Origin of the sequence: Variovorax sp. UMC13, from assembly GCF_014170375.1 — a bacterium.
Classification (GTDB): Bacteria; Pseudomonadota; Gammaproteobacteria; order Burkholderiales; family Burkholderiaceae_C; genus Variovorax.
This window is the reverse complement of sequence record NZ_LZZW01000041.1, coordinates 12,432-31,571: the sequence shown is the minus strand read 5'-3', so window position 1 is coordinate 31,571 and position 19,140 is coordinate 12,432. Positions and strand designations below refer to the sequence as shown.

At 70.6% G+C, this 19,140-nt stretch carries 19 protein-coding genes; 10 read left to right on the top strand and 9 right to left on the bottom strand.

Annotated elements, in window-relative coordinates:
* Nucleotides 1-14 precede the first annotated feature (14 nt).
* On the top strand, nucleotides 15-311 hold the full coding sequence (locus A9977_RS32960; RefSeq protein ID WP_183029046.1) for a hypothetical protein: 297 nt from the start codon (nucleotides 15-17) through the stop codon (nucleotides 309-311).
* 9 nt (nucleotides 312-320) lie between these two features.
* Here the strand turns inward: A9977_RS32960 and A9977_RS32955 are convergent, their stop codons facing one another.
* Nucleotides 321-1,226 carry an amino acid ABC transporter substrate-binding protein gene (locus tag A9977_RS32955; protein ID WP_183029045.1) on the bottom strand — a complete coding sequence of 302 codons (906 nt, stop codon included), beginning with the start codon at nucleotides 1,224-1,226 and terminating at the stop codon, nucleotides 321-323.
* Nucleotides 1,227-1,432: 206 nt separating this feature from the next.
* Here A9977_RS32955 and A9977_RS32950 point away from each other — a divergent pair, with 206 nt between their 5' ends.
* Complete coding sequence (locus A9977_RS32950) at nucleotides 1,433-2,332, top strand: LysR family transcriptional regulator (RefSeq protein ID WP_183029044.1); 900 nt, start codon at nucleotides 1,433-1,435, stop codon at nucleotides 2,330-2,332.
* A gap of 12 nt (nucleotides 2,333-2,344) precedes the next feature.
* On the opposite strand, the gene A9977_RS32945 is transcribed toward A9977_RS32950, so the two are convergent.
* Nucleotides 2,345-4,003, bottom strand: coding sequence for a GMC family oxidoreductase N-terminal domain-containing protein (locus tag A9977_RS32945; RefSeq protein WP_310936242.1), 1,659 nt, complete (start codon nucleotides 4,001-4,003; stop codon nucleotides 2,345-2,347).
* Nucleotides 4,004-4,099: 96 nt separating this feature from the next.
* Nucleotides 4,100-5,608: a CoA-acylating methylmalonate-semialdehyde dehydrogenase gene (locus A9977_RS32940; protein ID WP_183029043.1), complete on the bottom strand. Its 1,509-nt coding sequence runs from the start codon at nucleotides 5,606-5,608 to the stop codon at nucleotides 4,100-4,102.
* A gap of 122 nt (nucleotides 5,609-5,730) precedes the next feature.
* Here A9977_RS32940 and A9977_RS32935 point away from each other — a divergent pair, with 122 nt between their 5' ends.
* The gene (locus A9977_RS32935; RefSeq protein WP_183029042.1) at nucleotides 5,731-6,666 is read left to right on the top strand and encodes a LysR family transcriptional regulator; all 936 of its coding nucleotides are present in this window, start codon (nucleotides 5,731-5,733) and stop codon (nucleotides 6,664-6,666) included.
* Between the two features lie 13 nt (nucleotides 6,667-6,679).
* On the opposite strand, the gene A9977_RS32930 is transcribed toward A9977_RS32935, so the two are convergent.
* From A9977_RS32930 to iolC, 4 genes are all read right to left on the bottom strand, one after another.
* The gene (locus A9977_RS32930) at nucleotides 6,680-7,663 is read right to left on the bottom strand and encodes a tripartite tricarboxylate transporter substrate binding protein (RefSeq protein ID WP_183029041.1); all 984 of its coding nucleotides are present in this window, start codon (nucleotides 7,661-7,663) and stop codon (nucleotides 6,680-6,682) included.
* Between the two features lie 26 nt (nucleotides 7,664-7,689).
* Nucleotides 7,690-8,661, bottom strand: a complete 972-nt coding sequence (locus A9977_RS32925; RefSeq protein ID WP_183029040.1) for a tripartite tricarboxylate transporter substrate binding protein — start codon at nucleotides 8,659-8,661, stop codon at nucleotides 7,690-7,692.
* An 88-nt stretch (nucleotides 8,662-8,749) separates the two neighbouring features.
* On the bottom strand, nucleotides 8,750-9,544 hold the full coding sequence (gene iolB / locus A9977_RS32920; protein ID WP_183029039.1) for a 5-deoxy-glucuronate isomerase: 795 nt from the start codon (nucleotides 9,542-9,544) through the stop codon (nucleotides 8,750-8,752).
* Nucleotides 9,541-11,502: a 5-dehydro-2-deoxygluconokinase gene (gene iolC, locus A9977_RS32915; RefSeq protein ID WP_183029038.1), complete on the bottom strand. Its 1,962-nt coding sequence runs from the start codon at nucleotides 11,500-11,502 to the stop codon at nucleotides 9,541-9,543. Before iolC ends, iolB begins: the two co-directional genes overlap by 4 nt.
* A 122-nt stretch (nucleotides 11,503-11,624) precedes the next feature.
* Between iolC and A9977_RS32910 the strand changes: the two genes are divergently transcribed.
* From A9977_RS32910 to A9977_RS32890, 5 genes are all read left to right on the top strand, one after another.
* A complete protein-coding gene (locus A9977_RS32910) occupies nucleotides 11,625-12,527 on the top strand; it encodes a MurR/RpiR family transcriptional regulator (RefSeq protein ID WP_183029037.1) in 903 nt (300 codons plus the stop codon).
* A gap of 83 nt (nucleotides 12,528-12,610) precedes the next feature.
* Nucleotides 12,611-13,786: an ABC transporter permease gene (locus A9977_RS32905; protein WP_183029036.1), complete on the top strand. Its 1,176-nt coding sequence runs from the start codon at nucleotides 12,611-12,613 to the stop codon at nucleotides 13,784-13,786.
* A complete protein-coding gene (locus A9977_RS32900; RefSeq protein WP_183029035.1) occupies nucleotides 13,783-14,616 on the top strand; it encodes an ABC transporter ATP-binding protein in 834 nt (277 codons plus the stop codon). The genes A9977_RS32905 and A9977_RS32900 overlap by 4 nt, the downstream gene beginning before the upstream one ends.
* A gap of 4 nt (nucleotides 14,617-14,620) precedes the next feature.
* A complete protein-coding gene (locus A9977_RS32895; RefSeq protein ID WP_183029034.1) occupies nucleotides 14,621-15,601 on the top strand; it encodes an MlaD family protein in 981 nt (326 codons plus the stop codon).
* Nucleotides 15,602-15,615: 14 nt separating this feature from the next.
* Nucleotides 15,616-16,269 (top strand): ABC-type transport auxiliary lipoprotein family protein, encoded by a 654-nt coding sequence (locus A9977_RS32890; protein WP_183029033.1) that lies wholly within the window; start codon nucleotides 15,616-15,618, stop codon nucleotides 16,267-16,269.
* A 13-nt stretch (nucleotides 16,270-16,282) separates the two neighbouring features.
* Here A9977_RS32890 and A9977_RS32885 read toward each other — a convergent pair whose 3' ends face one another.
* A complete protein-coding gene (locus tag A9977_RS32885) occupies nucleotides 16,283-16,927 on the bottom strand; it encodes a MarC family protein (RefSeq protein WP_183029147.1) in 645 nt (214 codons plus the stop codon).
* A 16-nt stretch (nucleotides 16,928-16,943) separates the two neighbouring features.
* Nucleotides 16,944-17,675 carry an SDR family oxidoreductase gene (locus tag A9977_RS32880; RefSeq protein ID WP_183029145.1) on the bottom strand — a complete coding sequence of 244 codons (732 nt, stop codon included), beginning with the start codon at nucleotides 17,673-17,675 and terminating at the stop codon, nucleotides 16,944-16,946.
* A 103-nt stretch (nucleotides 17,676-17,778) separates the two neighbouring features.
* On the opposite strand from A9977_RS32880, the gene A9977_RS32875 reads away from it, so the two are divergent.
* A complete protein-coding gene (locus A9977_RS32875) occupies nucleotides 17,779-18,384 on the top strand; it encodes a 2-hydroxychromene-2-carboxylate isomerase (protein WP_183029032.1) in 606 nt (201 codons plus the stop codon).
* A gap of 45 nt (nucleotides 18,385-18,429) precedes the next feature.
* Nucleotides 18,430-19,113, top strand: a complete 684-nt coding sequence (locus A9977_RS32870) for a dienelactone hydrolase family protein (RefSeq protein ID WP_183029031.1) — start codon at nucleotides 18,430-18,432, stop codon at nucleotides 19,111-19,113.
* Nucleotides 19,114-19,140: the final 27 nt, after the last annotated feature.

The window sequence follows — 19,140 nt, the reverse complement described above, 5'->3', positions numbered from 1 at the left end:
ATGGGAGGCCGTCAATGACCGAGAACGAACGGATCGCCATCGCGGCGCGTTTGCACGTGGCGCTGCGGCGCAAGACCGGCCGCGTGACCGACACCGAATGGATGGCGGCCAACGCCGACTACGCCATCGAGGTGCTGCGCTTCGCGCGCGCCCATGCCGCCGAGCAGCACGATGCCGAGCTCGCGGCCATCGCCGACCGCCTCGAGCAGGCGATGGCGCCCATCGTGGCCGCGGCGCGCCTGCGCGAGACGCTGCTGCGGCAGGGTGCGCCCGGTGCTCCGGCGTCGCGCTACGTGGGCGGGCTGCGCTGAAGCCCCGGCTTACTTGGCGTAGCTTTCCAGCGGCTTGTCGTTGGGTTCGGCGATCAGCTGCTTGAGCGCCGGGCTCATCGGCAGGTTGAGGCTGGTGTTGCGCGGCGGGATCGGCGAGACGAACCACTTGGTGTAGACCTTCTCCAGCTCGCCGCTCTTCATGAGCTTGCGCAGCGCGTCGTCGACCGCGGTCTTGAAGGCCGGGTCGTCCTTGCGGAACAGCAGCGCGATCGGCTCGGCGCCCAGCGCATCGCCCACGATGCGGTAGGCCGTCGGGTTCTTGGCGTTGGCGATGATGCCGGCCAGCAGGTTGTCGTCGAGCACGAAGGCGTCGGCGCGGCCCGATTCCAGCATCAGGAAGCTCTCGAGGTGGTCCTTGCCGAGCATGGTGTTGTAGGTGGCGTTGGTCGCGCGTTCGCGCTTGCGCAGCAGCTGCACGGCGGTGGTGCCGGTCGAGGCCGACACGTTGCGGCCCGCGAGCTGGTCGAGCGTGGTGATTCCCGAGTCGACCTTGGTCGCCATGCGCACCTCGCTCACGTAGGTGGTGAGGGCGAAGGCCACCTGCTGCTGGCGCGCGAGGTTGTTGGTGGTCGGGCCGCAGCCGATGTCCAGCGTGCCGTTCTGCACCAGCGGGATGGTGTTCTGCGCCGTCACGGCCATGTACTCGAGCTTGGCGCTGGGCACGATGTCTTTCAGCACGCGCTCGCACAGCTCGACGTGGTAGCCCACGTACTTCTCGCCCGCGCCCAGCATGTAGGCCATGGGCGGAGAGGCTTCGCGCACGCCCAGCACGGCCTTGCCGCTGGCCTTGATCTTGTCGAGCGTGCCGCCGGCCGGGGCCTGCTGCGCGGTGGCGCCGGCGCAGGCGAGGGCGCACAGGGCCGCCACGGCGAGGGACTTGAGGGGCTTCTTCATGTTGTGTTGTCTCCGGGGGGGAAGGATCGGTACGGGGTGGGAACGGCCAACGGGCGCGAGCGCCACTGTCGGTCAGCCGGGCCCCATTGCATAGCGAAAAAGTGGAAGAACTTGATGCTGGTGGAGAATGAAGTGTGGCTGAGCGCCGGGGCTGCATACCGACCCGGCCGACGACGCAGCATCCTTCATTCCTCCCTCGAATGACCATGTTCAGAAAATCCTTCCTGCCGCCGGTTGCCGACCTGCTGGCCTTCGAGGCCGCGGCGCGGCACCACAGCATCTCGCGCGCGGCCGACGAGCTGCACCTCACGCAGAGCGCGGTCTCGCGCCAGATCCGCCAGCTCGAGGAGCAGCTCGGCGTGGCCCTGTTCCACCGGGTGCGCCAGCGCATCGTGCTCACCGACGTCGGCCGGGTCTATGAGGCCGACGTGCGCGCGGCGCTGCAGCAGATGTCCGCCGCCACGCAGAAGGTCATGGCCTCGGCCGGCGGCGGCGGGCTGCTCAACCTGGCGGTGCTGCCCACGCTGGGCACGCGCTGGCTGATCCCGCGGCTGGGCGGCTTCGTCGCGCTGCATCCGGAGGTCACGGTGAACTTCGCGGCCCGCTCCGAGCCCTTCGACTTCGCGCAGGAGCCCTTCGACGCGGCGATCCACTTCGGCGCCCCGCACTGGGCCGGCGCGGCCTGCGAGTACCTGATGCACGAGGCGGTGGTGCCGGTGTGCAGCCCGGCCTTCGCCGAGCGCCACGCGATCCGCAGCCCGGAGGACCTGGCGGCGGTGGTGCTGCTGCAGCAGAGCACCCGGCCGATGCAGTGGGCCGAATGGTTCGAGCAGGTGGGCGTGGCCGGCGCGCCGGCGCTGCGCGGGCCGCGCTTCGAGCAGTTCTCGATGATCGCGCAGGCGGCGGTGTCGGGCCTGGGCGCGGCCCTGCTGCCCAGCTTCCTGGTCGAGGCGGAGATCGCGGCCGGCACGCTCACCGTGCTGTTCCCGCAGGCGCTCACCAGTTCCGACGCCTACTACCTGGTGTACGCCGAGTCGCGCGCGCAGGCGCCGCTGCTGCGCGCCTTCAGGGACTGGATCGTGGCCGAGGCGCGGCGCGGCGACTGAGTCGCCGCGGCCTCAGTCGCCGCGCACGATCCATTCCGCGGCCCGCTCCGCCATCATCAGCGTCGGGCTGTTGGTGTTGCCGCTGGTGATGGTCGGCATCGCACTGGCGTCGACCACGCGCAGGCCCGCGATCAGGCCGCCCTTGCCGTCGCGCACCCGGAAGTGCGAGTCGAGCACGGCCATCGGGTCATGGTCGGCGCCCATCTTGGCGGTGCCCACCGGATGGAAGATGGTGGTCGCGATGTCGCCGGCCAGCCGCGCGAGTTCCTCGTCGGTCTGGTACTGCAGGCCGGGCTTCCATTCCTCGGGCTTGTACTTCGCCAGCGCCGGCTGCGCCACGATGCGCCGCGTCACCCGCAGCGAATCGGCGGCGACCTGTCGGTCCTCGGCGGTGCTCAGGTAGTTGGGTGCGATCGCGGGCGCGTCGCCGAAGCGCGCGCTCTTGATGCGCACCGTGCCGCGGCTGGTCGGGTTCAGGTTGCACACGCTGGCGGTGAAGGCCGGGAAGGCGTGCAGCGGGTCGCCGAAGGCATCGAGCGACAGCGGCTGCACGTGGTACTCGAGGTTCGGCCATTCGTGTTCGGGCGAGCTGCGCGTGAAGGCGCCCAGCTGCGAGGGCGCCATGCTCATCGGCCCGGTGCGCTTCATCGCGTACTCGAGGCCGATCTTCGCCTTGCCGAACAGCGAGGAGGCCAGCACGTTGAGCGTGGGCGCGCCCTCGATCTTGAACACCGCGCGGATCTGCAGGTGGTCCTGCAGGTTGGCGCCCACGCCCGGCAGGTCGGCCACCACCGGGATGCCGTGCTGGCGCGAGAGCTCGGCCGGGCCGATGCCCGAGAGCTGCAGGATCTGCGGCGAGCCGATGGCGCCGCCGCACAGCACCACCTCCTGGGTCGCGTGCGCGGTGACCATCTCCTTGCCGTCCCAGACCTCGACGCCGGTGCAGCGCTGGCGGCCGTCGGCCTGGGTCTCAACGATCAGCCGGGTGACGTGGGCGTTGGTCCACATCTCGAAGTTGGGCCGGCCGTAGCAGACCGGGCGCAGGAAGGCCTTGGCCGTATTCCAGCGCCATCCGTTCTTCTGGTTGACCTGGAAGTAGCCCACGCCTTCGTTGCTGCCGCGGTTGAAGTCGGTGGAGTGCGGGATGCCGGCTTCCTGCGCCGCCAGCGCGAAGGCGTCGAGGATGTCCCAGCGCAGCCGCTGCTTCTCGACCCGCCATTCGCCACCCGCGCCGTGCATCTCGTCGGCGCCCAGGTAGTGGTCCTCGTGCTTCTTGAAGGCCGGCAGGACCTCGCTCCAGCGCCAGCTGTCGTCGCCGGTGAGCGCGGCCCACTGGTCGTAGTCGCGCGCCTGGCCGCGCATGTAGATCATGCCGTTGATCGAGGACGAGCCGCCCAGCGTCTTGCCGCGCGGGTAGCGCAGCGCGCGGCCGTTGAGGCCCGGATCGGGCTCGGTGTTGTAGAGCCAGTCGGTGCGCGGGTTGCCGATGCAGTAGAGGTAGCCGACCGGGATGTGGATCCAGTGGTAGTCGTCGCGGCGGCCGGCCTCGATCAGCAGGGTGCGCTTCTGCGCCTGCCGGGTGAGCCGGTTGCACATCAGGGCGCCGGCCGTGCCGCCGCCGATCACGATGTAGTCGAAGGTGCTTTCGCTGTCACTGTCGCTCTTGCTCACGCGTTGTCTCCAGATCGAAAAAAAAGCCCGGGCCGGTGTGTCCGTGCCTCGGGCTGGTCAGTGTAGGTGGCGATTCCCGCCGGAATGCTGACAGGCTTACTTCGCCGTCGGCATGACGAACTCGGCGCCCTTGCCGATGCTTTCCGGCCAGCGCTGCATGATGCTCTTCTGCTTGGTGTAGAAGCGCACGCCTTCCTCGCCGTAGGCATGCATGTCGCCGAACAGCGAGCGCTTCCAGCCGCCGAAGCCGTGCCAGGCCATGGGCACCGGGATCGGCACGTTGATGCCGACCATGCCGACCTGGATGCGGCGGCCGAACTCGCGCGCCACGTTGCCGTCGCGGGTGAAGCACGAAACGCCGTTGCCGAACTCGTGGGCATTGATCAGGTCGACCGCGGCGGCCAGGTCGTCCACGCGCACGCAGCCCAGCACCGGGCCGAAGATCTCTTCCTTGTAGATGCGCATCTCGGGCGTGACGTGGTCGAACAGCGTGCCGCCCATCCAGAAGCCATCACCGCAGCCTTCACCGGCCTTGGCGCCGTCGAAGCCGCGGCCGTCGACCAGCAGCTTGGCGCCTTCCTTCACGCCCAGGTCGATGTAGCCGGTGATGCGTTCGTGCGCGGCGCGGGTGACGATCGGGCCCATCTCGGCCGCGAGGTTCTCGCCATCGAGCACCTGCAGCGTCTTGGTGCGCTCGATCAGCTTGGGCAGCAGCCGGTCGGCCACGTCGCCCACCAGCACCGCCACCGAGATCGCCATGCAGCGCTCGCCGGCCGAGCCGTAGCCCGCGCCGATCAGCGCGTCGACCGCCTGGTCGATGTCGGCGTCGGGCATCACCACCATGTGGTTCTTCGCACCGCCCAGGGCCTGCACGCGCTTGCCGTGGCGGGCGCCGGTCTCGTAGATGTAGTTGGCGATCGGCGTCGAGCCGACGAAGCTGATGGCCTTGACGTCGGGGTTCTCGAGCAGCGCATCGACCGCGACCTTGTCGCCCTGCACCACGTTGAACACGCCGTCGGGCAGGCCGGCTTCCTTGAGCAGTTCGGCCATGCGCAGCGAGGCGCTCGGGTCGGTCGGGCTGGGCTTGAGCACGAAGGTGTTGCCCGCGGCGATCGCCACCGGGAACATCCACATCGGCACCATCACCGGGAAGTTGAAGGGCGTGATGCCCGCCACCACGCCCAGCGGCTGGCGCAGCGTCCAGTTGTCGATGCCGGTCGAGACCTGCTCGGTGAAGTCGCCCTTGAGCAGCTGCGGAATGCCGCAGGCGAACTCGACGATGTCGATGCCGCGGCTGACCTCGCCCTGCGCGTCGGTGAACACCTTGCCGTGCTCGGCGGTGATCAGGTGGGCCAGCTCGTCCTTGTGTTCGTTGAGCAGCTGCAGGAACTTGAACATCACGCGGGCGCGGCGGATCGGCGGCGTGTCGGCCCACTTGGGGAACGCGGCCTGCGCAGCGGCCACGGCGGCGTTGACCTGGTCGACGCCGGCCAGGCCGACCTGGGCGGTGACGACGCCGGTGGCCGGGTTGGTCACGTCCTGGGCGCGGCCCGAGGTGTTGGCGACCGGCTGGCCTTGGATGTAGTGGGCGATGGCTGTGGACATGGACGGTCTTTCGCGTGGACGGGTGTCTGGGAGGGGAGAGTGCCCGCAGTTTAGGCAGCGGGTCGGCGCCCGCCTAGGCGCGAAAACTGAATTGATTGTTCGCGATGGTGAACAATGGCGGCATGGAAGACCAAAAGATCGAGTCGCTCTGGACCCACCTGCACTGGCTCACGGTGCTGAGCCAGCAGGGCAGCTTCACCGCCGCCGCGCAGCGCCTGGGCGTGAGCAAGGCGGCGATGAGCCAGCGCATCGCCGAGCTCGAGCGCGCGGCCGGCGTGCCGCTGGTGCAGCGCACCACGCGCAGCGTGCGGCTTACCGAGGCCGGGCAGCGGCTGGTGGAGGACATGCGCGCCCCCTTCGAACAGATCGCCCACAGCTTTTCCGGCGTGCGCGACCTGGCGGGCGTGCCGCGCGGCCGGGTGCGCGTGACCGCGCCGGTGGCCTTCGCGCGCCAGCAGCTGGTGCCGCGGCTGGCCGACTTCCTGCGCGCGCAGCCCGAGGTGCGCATCGAGCTCGAGCTGTCGGACCGGCTCAGCTCGCTGGCGATGGAGGGCTTCGACCTGGCGGTCCGTCATACCGCCGCGCCGCCCGACACCCACGTGGCGTGGACGCTCTGCGAGACCCGCTCGGTGCTGGTGGCCAGCCGCGCCTACCTGCGACGGCGCGGCCTGCCGGAGGCGCCGGCCGACCTGGGCGGCCACGACTGCCTGCACTACCCGCGCGCGCAGGACACGCCGGCCTGGCATTTCGAGACGCGCAAGCCCTCGGCCGCGCCGCGCGTCACGGTGCCGGTGTCGGGCCCGCTGGCCGCCAACAACAGCGAGGCGCTGCGCGACGCCGCGATCGCCGGCCTCGGCATCGCGCTGCTGCCCGACTTCAGCGCCCAGTCGGCATTGCAGGCCGGCAAGCTGGTCGAGGTGCTGCCCAAATGGCAGCCGGTCGGCGCCTTCGGCGACCGGCTCTATGCGATCCGCCCCTATGCCACGCACGTGCCGCGCGCGGTGACGGCCTTCGTCAGCTGGTTGCGCGAGGAGCTGGCCGAAGGGTTCGCGGCCTGAGGAGCGTCGGGCTTCAGGCCTTGATGCCCAGCTTGTCGATCAGCTGCTTGAAGTTCGCGTTGTCGCGCGCGATCAGCGCCTTGAAGGCGGGCTCGTCGAGGTAGCCCTCGCCCATGTTCTGCTTGGCCATGGTCTCGCGCAGCGCGGGCTCCTGAAGCGTCTTGGCGAAGGCGCTGGCCAGCAGCGCGAGCACCTCGGGCGGCGTGTTCTTCGGCGCCGCCAGGCCGCGCCAGCCGCCGACAACCAGGTCGATCCTGCGTTCCTTCAAGGTCGGCACCTGCTCCCAGCCGGCCGCGATGCGCTGCTCGGCCATCACGGCCAGCGGCCGGATCTTGCCCGCGGCCACGTAGGTCGCGACTTCCACCGGCGTCACCGCCACCGCCTCGATGTGGCCGCCCAGCAGGTCGAGCACCGCCGGGTTCGCGCCGCGGAAGGGCACGTGGTTGAAGCGGGTGCCGGTCTTGTCCTCGAGCGCGGCCGCCGCGAGGTGGCCCAGCGAGCCGGGGCCGGCGTTGCCGATGCGCACGCCGCCCGCGTCCTTGCGCGCGGCCGCGAGCAGGTCCTCGAGGGTCTTGAACGGCGAATCGGCACGCACCGCGAGCGTGGCCGGGTCGGCGTTGAGGCGCACGATGGGCGCCAGGTCGTCGGCCGTGAACTTGGCCAGGCCCATGTGCGGGATCATGGTCAGCTCGACCGTGATGATCGCGAGCTTGTAGCCATCGGGCTTGGCATTGATCAGCTCGGACCAGCCCACGGCGCCGCTCGCGCCGGCCTTGTTGATCACGATCAGGCTCTGCGGCAGGTGCTTGCGCGCCGACTCTGCGAGCGAGCGCGCCAGCACGTCGGTGCCGCCGCCGGCGGCGAAGGGCACGATCAGCTCGATCGGGCGGTTCGGGTAGGCACCCGACTGGGCCGCGGCGGGCAGCACGGCGCCGGCCATCAGCGCGGCGAGGGCGCCGCAGGCGCTGCGGCGGGTGGGAAGGCGGGATGGGTTCATGAGGGTCTCCGTTGGCGTGCCGGGATTCAGTCCAGCTTGATGTTGGCGGCCTTGATCACGCCCGACCAGAGCTTCTGCTCGCTGCGCGTGAAGTCGGCGAACTGCTGCGGCGTCATCGGCATCGGCTGGATGCCGATCTCCTCGAGCTTGGCGCGCGTCTCCGGGTTCCTGAGCGCCGCGACCAGGTCCTTGTTGAGACGCTCGATCACCGTCGGCGACAGCTTGGCCGGGCCGACGAAGCCCTGCCATGCGTAGGCCTCGAAGCCGGGCACGCCGGCCTCGGCCATGGTCGGCACGTCCGGCAGGATGGCCAGCCGCTGCGGCGTGGCCACCGCCAGCACGCGCACCTTGCCGGCCTTGATCATCGACAGGCTGGGCGGCAGGTCGACGAACATCGCGTTCACCTGGCCGGCCATCAGGTCCTGGATCGCGGGCGCCGAGCCTTTGTAGGCCACGTGCAGGATGTCGGTCTGGGTGCGCTGCTTGAAGAGCTCGAGTGCCACGTGCAGCGGCGATCCCGGGCCCGAGGAGCCCGACGAGACCGCGCCCGGCGTCTTGCGCGCGAGCGCCAGGAACTCCTGCACGTTCTTCGCCGGGAAGGCGGGATGCACCGCCAGCACCAGCGGCATCCGGCCCAGGCCGCCGATGAAGCTGAAGTCCTTGTCGGCGTTGTAGCTCAGGCTGGAGTACATCGCCGGGTTGAAGGCGAGGGTGCCCGAGTCGGCGGTGCCGACCGTGTAGCCGTCGGGCGCCGAGCGCGCGATGAAGGTGGCGCCGATGATGCTGGCCGCGCCCGGCTTGTTGTCGACGATCACCGGCTGGCCCAGGTCCTGGCCCATGCGGATCGCCAGCTGGCGTGCGATCACGTCGGTCGTGCCGCCCGGGGCGTAGGGCACCACCCACTTCACGGGCTGGGTCGGAAAGCCAGGCTGCGCCTGCGCGCCGAAGGTGGTGGCCAGCAGGGCGGCCGCGAGGATGCGAAGGGTGTTGCGCTTCATGGTGAGGGTTGTCTCCGAGTGTTGAACGCTGTGCCCGCGCGCCGTCGCGCGGACTCTTCTTTTTGTGGGTGCGGTGCTGGCGTCGCCGTCAGCGCGGCGCCACCATCCATTCGTGGGCGGGGTCGTTCTTGAAGGCCCAGCGGCGCTCGGGGCCTGCCATGGTGTTCAGGTAGTACAGGTCATAGCCGTGCGGCGCGACGCAGGGGTGGTAGCCGCGCGGCACCAGCACCGTGTCGCGGTGCTCCACCGCCATCGATTGGTCGATGCTGCGGTCGTCGGTGTAGACGCGCTGGAAGGCGAAGCCCTGGGCCGGGTTGAGCTGGTGGTAGTAGGTCTCCTCCAGCACGGTCTCGGCCTCGCCGGCGCTGTCGTGTTTGTGCGGCGGGTAGCTCGAGGCATTGCCCGCGGGCGTGATCACCTCGACCACCAGCAGCCCTTCGGCCGGCGCCGACTCGGGCAGGATGTCGCACACATGGCGCGTGTTGCTGCCCTGGCCGCGCACGCTGCGCGTCATCTGCTCGGGTTCGATCACGCGGGCGTCGAAGCGGCCGGTGGCGGGCGCGGTGCTCAGCGCAATCTCGGCCGCGCCGAGCGCGGTGACGCGCACCTCGCGTCCGGGCGGCACGTAGACCGCCGTGGGCGAGCGTTCCTCGAACACGGAGGCGCGGCTGCCCAGCGCGCTGAAGCGGCGCTCGCCGACATGCACGTCGACCTGGCCGCTCAGCACCGTGATGCAGAGCTCGCGCGCGCCGGTGTGCCAGCGCTCTTCGTCGCCCGCGGACAGGCGCAGGGCCTTGAAGCCCACGTGCGTCCAGCCGGCGGAGGCGGGCGTGACCTCGGCGATCACGCGGCCGTCGGGGTTGGCTTTGACGAGCAGGCTCATGCCGCCACCTCTTCGCCGTTCGCCACCGTCGCGCGGCTCGCGCGCCAGCCGGCGATCAGGCGCCGGAAGTCGGCCGCCACCCGCGCCTGCAGTGTGCCGTCGTCGATCTCGTTGCGCAGCCACGCGAGGCTGTGGCCGGCCCAGACGGTGCGGCCGATCATGAAGCCCTTGACGATCGGCGCCTGCGCCTCGGCGAAGCCCGCCACCAGCTGCTCCAGCGGCTGCGACAGGCCCAGGATCACCGCGCCGCGGCAGTAGGGGTCGCGCTCCTGTACCAGCGCATCGAGCGCCTGCCAGTGGCGCGCTGCCATGGTGCCGACCTTCCACCACTCAGGCTTGAAGCCGAGGTCGTAGAAGTGGCGGATGGCGCGCAGCACGGCCTCGCCGGTGTCGCCGGGCGCCAGCGTGTCCTTGGGCGGGATCACCTCGAGCAGCAGTTCGTGCCCGCTCGCGCGGGTCGCTTCCCAGACCTGCTGCAGCCATTCGTCCTGCTCGGCGCGCAGCGCGGTGGCGTCGTCGGGGTGATAGAACACCAGGCACTTCACCGTGTGCTCGCGCGGCCAGTGCAGCAGCTGCGAGGCCAGCGAATGGGTGCCGTCGAAACGCAACGGGCGCGAGCCCGGCTTCTCGATCGGGCGACCGATCCACCAGCCGCGGCCGGTGGCGTCGTGCAGCGCGGCCTCGCCGATGCGGCCGTCGATCAGCACGCCCAGCTTGCCTTCGCAGCCCGGGTCGCGGCCGACCTCGGCCACCACCTGATTGATCAGCTTCTTCAGCCCCGGGAGGCGCGCGGCGTCGGCGCCGGCCTGGCGCGCCAGGTCCTCGAACTGGGAGCGGTGGTCGTAGGCCAGCACATAGAGCTCGGGCCAGGCGGCGCGGCGGACCGACACGCGGTGCAGGTGCGACAGCTGCGGGTCGCGGTCGGGCTTGGGATGCCGGTGGCCGGAGAACCAGTGGTCCAGCTCGGCCGGCGTCGGCATCGCGGGCGCGCAGCCGTGGCGCGACACCACGATCGCGCCGCAGGCGTTGGCGATGGCGGCCGATTCGGCCAGCGACTTGCCGCGCAGCAGGCCGGCCAGCAGGCCCGAGGCGAAAGCGTCGCCCGCGCCCAGCACGTTGAGCACCTCGATGCGCTCGCCGAACACGGTCAGCGCGTCGTCGAGCGCCGCGGGGATCGCGCCTTCGACGATGCTGCAGCCCAGTGGCCCGCGCTTCACCACCAGCACGGCCTGCGTGCATTCGCGCACGCGGCGCAGGCAGGCCATGAGGTCGCCCTCGACGCCGCCGGCGATCAGCCACTCTTCCTCGGTGCCGATGATCAGCTCGAACTGGTCGAGCTGCGCCTGCAGGTGGCGGCTCACGTCCTGGTTGCCGATATAGCGCGTCTCGCCGTCGCCCTTGGCCGCCAGGCCCCAGAGCACCGGGCGGTAGTCGATGTCGAGGACGCGCACCAGGCCGTGGCGGCCTGCGATGTCGAGCGCGCGGCGGCTGGCCGCGAGCACGGTCGGCGTGCTCAGGTGCGTGCCGGTGATCACCAGCGCGCGGCAACGGGCCAGGAAGGCCTCGTCGATGGCGTCGGCGTCGAGCGCCATGTCGGCGCAGTTCTCGCGGGCGAACAGCAGCGGGAAGGTGTCCTGGTCCTTGATGCCCAGCAGCACCATGCCGGTCAGGCGCTGGTCGTCGATCTGCACCTGGCTGGTGTCGCAGCCTTCGCGCCGCAGCGTGTCGAGCAGGAAGCGCCCGTTCTGCTCTTTGCCCACGCGCGAGACCATGGCCGAGCGCAGGCCGAGGCGGGCGGTGCCGAAGGCGATGTTGGCAGACGAGCCGCCCAGGTACTTGGCGAAGCTGGTCGCTTCTTCGAGGCTGCAGCCGATCTGCTGCGCGTACAGGTCGACGGCCAGCCGGCCCAGGCAGGCCACGTCGAAGGGCCGCTCCGTTGGAAAGTGAAGTGTGCTCATCGCGTCCTCGCGTGGTCTCCGGGAGGGTGCGCCAGGCCGCGCTGCCGCGGGCGGAAAAGGCGCACCAGATAATGGTTTGCAAGGCCGATGATAGTGGAAAATAGAAAAGTATTTCTAAATTAATGAAAACTAGAAAATCCTCTCCGAGCAGCACCGATGTCGAAGGGCCCGTGCCGTATGCGACGGCCGACGAGTTCCTGGCCGCCGTGCATGCGGGCTACGCGTCGCTGAGCCGGCAGCTCAAGAACATCGCGCGCCATGTGGAGAAGAGCCGCGACCGGCTCGCGCTCGAAGGCATCCAGGAGGCGGCGCGCCAGTGCGAGGTGCAGCCTTCGGCGGTGGTGCGCTTCGCCAAGCACTTCGGCTTTTCCGGCTTCACGCAGATGCAGGCTCTGTTCCGGGTCGGCGCGGTGCGGCAGCTGGCGCCGAACCGCGACTACCAGGAGCGCATCCGCGACCTGGTCGGCGCCGGCAAGGATTCGCTCTCCGCGGCCCACATCGCACACGAGGTCATCGGCGGCAGCATCGACAGCCTGCATGCGCTGCAGCGTGCCCTGCCCGACGCGCAGTTCGACGCGGCCGTGGCGCTGATGCTCGACGCGCCCGCGCTGTGGCTGGTGGCCTCTCGCCGCGCCTTCCCCGTCGGCGCCTACCTCGCCTATGCGCTGCAGCACACCGCCAAGCCGGTGCACTGGCTCAACGGCCTGGGCCACATGCAGCAGGGCCAGCTGCGCGCGCTGCTGCCGGGCGACCTGCTGATCGCGGTGTCCTTCGAGCCCTATGCGCAGGAAACGCTCGAGGTCGCGCAGGCCGCCGTCGCGCGCGGCGCGCGGCTGCTCGCGATCACCGACAGCCAGCTGAGCCCGCTGGCCGCGCAGGCGCAGGCCACGCTGCTGGTGCAGGACGGCGCGACCTTCGGCTTCCGCTCGCTGACCAGCACGCTGGCGCTCGCGCAGTCGCTGTTCCTGGGCCTGGCCTACCGGCTCGAACTGGCCTATGAGCAGAAGCAGCCGATGACCCGCTAGCGCGCGCGGGCGACTGCGCGTCACCCCCTGCGGTTAGGATGACGCGGCCGTCACAAAGAGCTTTTCCGGAACAGATCGCGTCCATGCCACCTTCAGCGCCGCACACCGCGCCCACCCCCGTCGCTGTTGCGCCGAGCGGGGTGGTGTCCGCGCCGCCGCGCATCGTGGCCGATGGCGCCGGCGGGGTCGTGGCACAGGGGCTCTGGACGGTGCTGGCCTTCTCCTCGCGCGGCGACTGGAACGCGCTGGCGCAGGGCCTGCGCGCACTGCCGCAGCAGTCGGAGCTGGCCTGGGACCTGCGGCCGATCGAGCAGCTCGACCACATCGGCGCCCAGGTGCTCTGGAACCACTGGGGCGGCGCCTGGCCGCAGCGGCTGGAACTCGATCCCTCGCACAAGGCGGTGCTCGAGCACGTCGCCAAGTTCACCTGCCGGCCGCCGGTCGAGCCCCGGCCCACGCTGGCGGACCGCTTCAAGTCCTTCGCCCACAACGGTCCGCGCGGGCTGGCGGTGGCGCGCGACTTCCTGCAGATGATCGGTCAGCTGGTGCTCGACATCGGCACGCTGATCCGCGCGCCGCACCGCGGCCCCTGGCGCGACCTCTCGGGCCAGCTCTACCAGTTTGGCACCACGGCGCTGCCGATCACGGCGCTGGTCGGGCTGCTGATCGGCGTGGTGCTGGCCTACCTGACCTCGAACCAGCTGCGCAACTACGGCGCCGAGACCTTCATGGTCAACATCCTGGGCCTCTCGCTGATCCGCGAACTCGGGCCGGTGCTGGCCGCGGTGCTGGTGGCGGGCCGCTCGGGCTCGGCCATCACCGCGCAGATCGGCGTGATGCGCGTGACCGAGGAACTCGATGCGATGCGCGTCATGGGCATCCCACCCGGCTTCCGGCTGGTGATGCCGCGCGTGCTGGCGCTGGCCATCGCGATGCCGCTGATCAGCATGTGGACCTCGATGGCCGCGCTGTTCGGCGGCATGATCGCGGCCGACCTCGCGCTCGACCTGTCGCCGGCCTACTTCATGCAGGCGCTGCCGCGTGCGGTGCCGCTGTCGAACCTCTGGCTCGCACTGGGCAAGTCGGCGGTGTTCGGCATCCTGATCGCGCTGGTGGCCTGCTACTTCGGCATGAAGGTCAAGCCCAACACCGAGAGCCTGGGGCGCGGTACCACCTCCTCGGTCGTGACCTCGATCACCGTGGTGATCCTGGTCGATGCGCTGTTCGCGGTGCTGTTCAAGGGCGTGGGCTTCCGATGATCGACGCACCCGCCGCCGACGCGCCCGTGGTGGTCGAGATCCGCCAGCTCCGGACCGCCTTCCCGTCCTCGAACGGCGGCGGCGAGCAGGTGGTGCACCGCGACCTCGACCTGACGATCCGGCGCGGCGAGGTGCTGTCGCTGGTCGGCGGCTCGGGCACCGGCAAGACGGTGCTGCTGCGCCAGATCCTCGGGCTCGAGCATCCGACGCGCGGCGAGGTCACGGTGCTGGGCCAGCGCCCGGGCCAGCTCGGCGCGCGGGACGCGGCCAAGGTCGGCATGCTGTTCCAGCACGGCGCGCTGTTCTCGGCCTTCAGCGTGCTGGAGAACATCGCGCTGCCGCTGCGCGAACTCAAGCTGCTGCCCGACGACCTGATCCGCGACGCGGCGCTGGTCAAGCTGCAGCTGGTGGGGCTCGATCCGGCGCAGGCCCACAAGAGCCCGTCGGCGCTGTCGGGCGGCATGATCAAGCGGGTGGCGCTGGCGCGCGCGCTGATCATGGACCCGCCGCTGCTGCTGCTCGACGAGCCCACGGCGGGGCTCGACCCCGAGAGCGCCGACGGCTTCTGCGACCTGCTGCGCAGCCTGCACCGCGAGCTCGGGCTCACGGTGGTGATGGTCACGCACGACCTCGACACGCTGTTCGACCTGAGCACCCGCATCGCGGTGCTGGCCGACCAGCACGTGATCGTCTCGGGCCTGCCGCGGGAGGTGATCGCTTGCGAGCATCCCTTCATCCGCGAATACTTCCTCGGCGGACGCGGCCTGCGCGCGATGGAAGCCCTGCATGACGTGCCGGCCCCCGCCGCGGCCGCCGCTTCGGAAAGATAGCCCCATGGAAAACAAGTCCCATGCCCTCGCCGCCGGCGCCTTCGTGCTCGGCCTGATCGCCGTGCTGGTGGCGCTGGTGGTCTGGCTCACGCGCGACAACACCGTGCGCCACACCTACGAACTCTCCACCCGCGACGCGGTCAGCGGCCTGCAGCCGCAGGCCATGGTGCGCTACCGCGGCATCGCGGTCGGCAAGGTCACGGCGATCGACTTCGACCCCAAGGTCAAGGGCAACGTGCGCCTGCGCATCGCGGTCGACGAGCGCGTGCCGCTCACCACCTCGAGCTTCGCGACGCTGAGCTACCAGGGCGTGACCGGCCTGGCCTTCCTCGCGATCGACGACAAGGGCGAATCGCAGGTGGTGCTGGCGCCCGACGACGAGAACCCGCCGCGCATCCCGCTCAAGCCCTCGGCGCTGGCGCAGCTGCAGGACCGCGGCGAGGCCATCCTCAACCAGGTCGAGGAGGTCACGAAGCGCGCCAACACGCTGCTCGGCGACACCAACCAGAAGCGCATTGCCGACGCGCTGGAGAACATCGCCCAGGCGGCGGCCAGCGCCAACCAGCTCACGCGCCAGATCGACAACACGGTCAAGACCGGGCTCAACCCGGCGCTGCAGGCGCTGCCGCCGCTGATCGACCGCACGCGCGACACCATGGGCACGGTCAAGACCGCGGCCGGCGACATCTCGCGCGTGGCCAACAACCTCAATGCGACCGCCACCCGGCTCAACGCGCCCGACGGGCCGATCGACCGGCTGGGCGAGGGCACCAAGGCGCTGTCGCAGGCGGTCGACAGCTTCAACGGCGCGACGCTGCCGCGGCTCAACCGCGTGGCCGACGACACCTCGACCGCGGTGCGACGCCTCGGCCGCGCGGCCGACGGCATCAACGACAACCCGCAGTCGCTGCTGTTCGGCAACGGCGGCACGGCCGCCGGCCCGGGCGAGCCGGGCTTCTCGGCGCCCGCCGCCGCACGTCCCTGATGAAGGCGATGACCATGAATTACGCACCCTCGCTTCCCACCGGCCTGCGCGCCGGCGCGCTGCTGCTCGCGGCCCTGCTGGCCGGCTGCGGCGCGCTGCCCGACCGGCCGGCGCGCGCCACGCTCTACGACTTCGGCCCGGTGCTGTCGCTGCCGCAGGCGCCGGCCGATGCGGCCCGCCTGCCGACGCTGGCGCTGGCCGAGATCGACGCCGGCGCGCGGCTCGAAAGCCCGCAGATCCTCTACCGGCTGGCCTACGCCGACGCCAACGAGATGCGGCCCTACGGCCAGTCGCGCTGGAGCATGGCGCCCAACCAGCTGATCTACCAGCGGCTGCGCGATGCGCTGGCCGTGCAGCGCACGGTGCTCAACCGGGAAGAGAGCGCCACCCTGGCGCGCAGCGCGGGACGCGTGCCGCGCACCTTGCGCATCTCGCTCGACGAGTTCAGCCACTACTTCGAATCGCCCACCCGGAGCTCGGGCCTGGTGCGGCTGCGCGCCACGCTGATCCAGAGCGCCGCCGGCGGCGACAGCGTGCTCGCGCAGCGCAGCTTCGTGGTGCAGCGCCCCGCGCCCAGCGCCGACGCGCCGGGCGGCGTGAAGGCGCTCGCGGCCGCCAGCGACGTGGCCATCGCGGAGGTGGTGGCCTGGGTCGACCAGGTGCGCTGACGCGCCCCTTTCGTCAGAGCGCGCCGCGCCCCAGCACCGGAAACAGCTTGCCCAGGCCGTCGGCCATGACCTCCACCGCCAGCGCGGCCAGGATCAGGCCCATGAGCCGGGTCATCACGTTGATGCCGGTCTTGCCCAGCACGCGCGCGATCGGCTCGGCCAGCGAGAAGGCCACGCCGGTCGCGAGCCCGATCACCACGCCGTAGCCCACCAGCAAGGCCAGCTCCCAGACGTGCTGCGTCTTCTCGGCATAGATCACCATGGTCGACATGGTGGCCGGCCCGGTCAGCAGCGGGATGGTCAGCGGCACCACCGCGATCGAGGCGCCCAGCGAGGCCTTGACCTCGGTGGCGCGGATCTCCTCCTCGTTGGTCTTCGATTCGGCCGGCTGCGCATTGAGCATGTTGAGCGAGCTGATCAGCAGCAGCATGCCGCCGCCGACCTGGAAGCTGGCGATCGAGATGTTGAAGAAGCCCAGCAGCTGCAAGCCGATCAGCGCGCTGGCGGCGATCACCAGGAAGGCGCTGAAGGCCGAGACCCAGGCGGTGCGCCGGCGCTGGTCTTCGGTGTAGCCCTGCGTGTAGTGGATGAAGAAAGGCACGATCGCCAGCGGGTTGACGATGGCCAGCAGCGTGATCAGCGGCTTGATCAGGTCCATGGTGGGGCTGGCCATCTCAGCGGCCCCCGGTCACGTCGAGCAGCGCCATGGTGGTGTAGCTGGCCTCGGCCGACAGCAGCCACAGGATCGCGCCGGCGATCTCCTCGGGCGTGCCGGTGCGCTTCATCGGCACCGTGGGCGCCAGCGCCGCGGCGCGTTCGGGCATGCCGCCGGAGGCGTGGATCTCGGTCTCGATCAGGCCCGGGCGCACCGCGTTCACGCGGATGCCCTCGTCGGCCACTTCCCTGGCCAGCCCGACGGTGAAGGTGTCGATCGCGCCCTTGCTGGCCGCGTAGTCCACGTACTGGCCGGCCGAGCCCAGCCGGGACGCGCCGCTCGAGACATTGACGATCACACCGCCCTGGCCGCCGTGCCTGGTGCTCATGCGCCGCACCGCCTCGCGCGCGCAGACGAAACTGCCGATCACGTTGATGCGGAACATGCGCTCGAGCCGCGCCACGCTCATCTCGTCGACCCGCGCCTGCCGGTCGACCACGCCGGCGTTGTTGACCAGCGCGTCGAGCCGGCCGAACCTGGCGTCGAGCTTGCGGAACATGGCCAGCACCTGGGCTTCGTCGCCCACGTCGGCCTGCACCGCGATGGCGGTGCCGCCGTCGGCACGGATGCGCCGCACCACCTCGTCCGCCGCCAGCGAGTTGCTGGCATAGTTGACGGCGACCGCGTAACCGCGTCGCGCCGCGAGCAGGGCGGTGGCGGCACCGATGCCGCGACCGCCGCCGGTGATCAGAAGCACTTGCTGGTCCAAATCCCGCCTCCTGCACAAAAGCTGTGCCTCGGTTAAAAAAGCTGCCGAGCCGGATTACAGCACCGCCCACACCCCGAGGACCGCCATGCCCCGCACGATCGACTACTTCTTCACTCCGCAGAGCCCCTGGACCTACCTGGGCCACGCGCGCTTCGTCGCGATGGCGCGGGCCGCGGGCGCGACGGTCCGGCTGCGCCCGGTGGATTTCGGCGCGGTGTTCCCGGTCTCGGGCGGCCTGCCGCTGGGCAAGCGCGCACCGCAGCGCCAGGCCTACCGGCTGATCGAGATGGCGCGCTTCTCGCGCCACCTGGGCCTGCCGATCAGCCTCAAGCCCAAGTTCTTCCCGGTGTCCGGCGACGACGCGGCCAAGTTCCTGATCGCCATCGACCTGCACGACGGCACCGAGACCGCGCTGCGGGTCGGCAGCGCGGTGTTCGCCGCGGTCTGGCTGCAGGAGCGCAACATCGCCGATCCGGCCGTGCTCGAGGCGCTGGCCGTCGAATGCGGCCTGCCGGCCAAGCGGGTCGAGCAATCCCAGAGCCAGGCCGTGCAGGAGCGCTACGAGGCATACACGCAGCAGGCCATCGACGCCCAGGTCTTCGGTGCGCCCACCTACGTGGTCGACGGCGAACTGTTCTGGGGCCAGGACCGCCTCGATTTCGTCGAGCGCGCATTGAACGAACCGGGCTGAGCCGGCCCCAAGACATTCCCCCGCAACCTTGAAGGAGCACCGACCATGGGTCAATTCATCGATCTCACCGCCAAAGACGGCTTCACCTTTCCCGCCTACGTGGCCGAGCCCGCGGGCCAGCCCAAGGGCGCGGTCGTCGTGGTGCAGGAGATCTTCGGCGTCAACTCGCACATCCGCTCGGTGGCCGACGGCTACGCGGCCGAGGGCTACCTGGCCGTCGCGCCGGCGACCTTCCAGCGCGTGAAGCCGGACGTCGAACTGGGCTACACCACCGAGGACATGAACGCCGGCTTCGCATTGAAGACCGCGGTCGAGGCGCTGCCCGCGCCCGGCGTGCTGCAGGACCTGCAGGCGGCTGTCGAGTACGCGGCGCGCGGCGGCAAGGTCGGCATCGTGGGCTACTGCTGGGGCGGCCTGCTGACCTGGCGCGCGGCGGCCGGCGTGAGCGGGTTGTCGGCCGCGGCACCGTACTACGGCGGCGGCGTGACCACGCCCGAGGAGATCGCCCGCAAACCCAAGGTGCCGGTGCTCGCGCACTTCGCCACCGAGGACCACTGGATCCCGCTCGACAGCGTCGAGGCCTTCAAGAAGGCCCATCCCGAGGTCGAGGTGCACTTGTACGAGGCGCACCACGGCTTCAACTGCGACCAGCGCGGCGCCTACAACGCCGAGGCCGCCAAGGTGGCACGCGAGCGCACGCTGAAGTTCTTCGCGCAGCACCTGGCCTGAGGCCGTCCGGCCGAGGCCGCGCGGGCG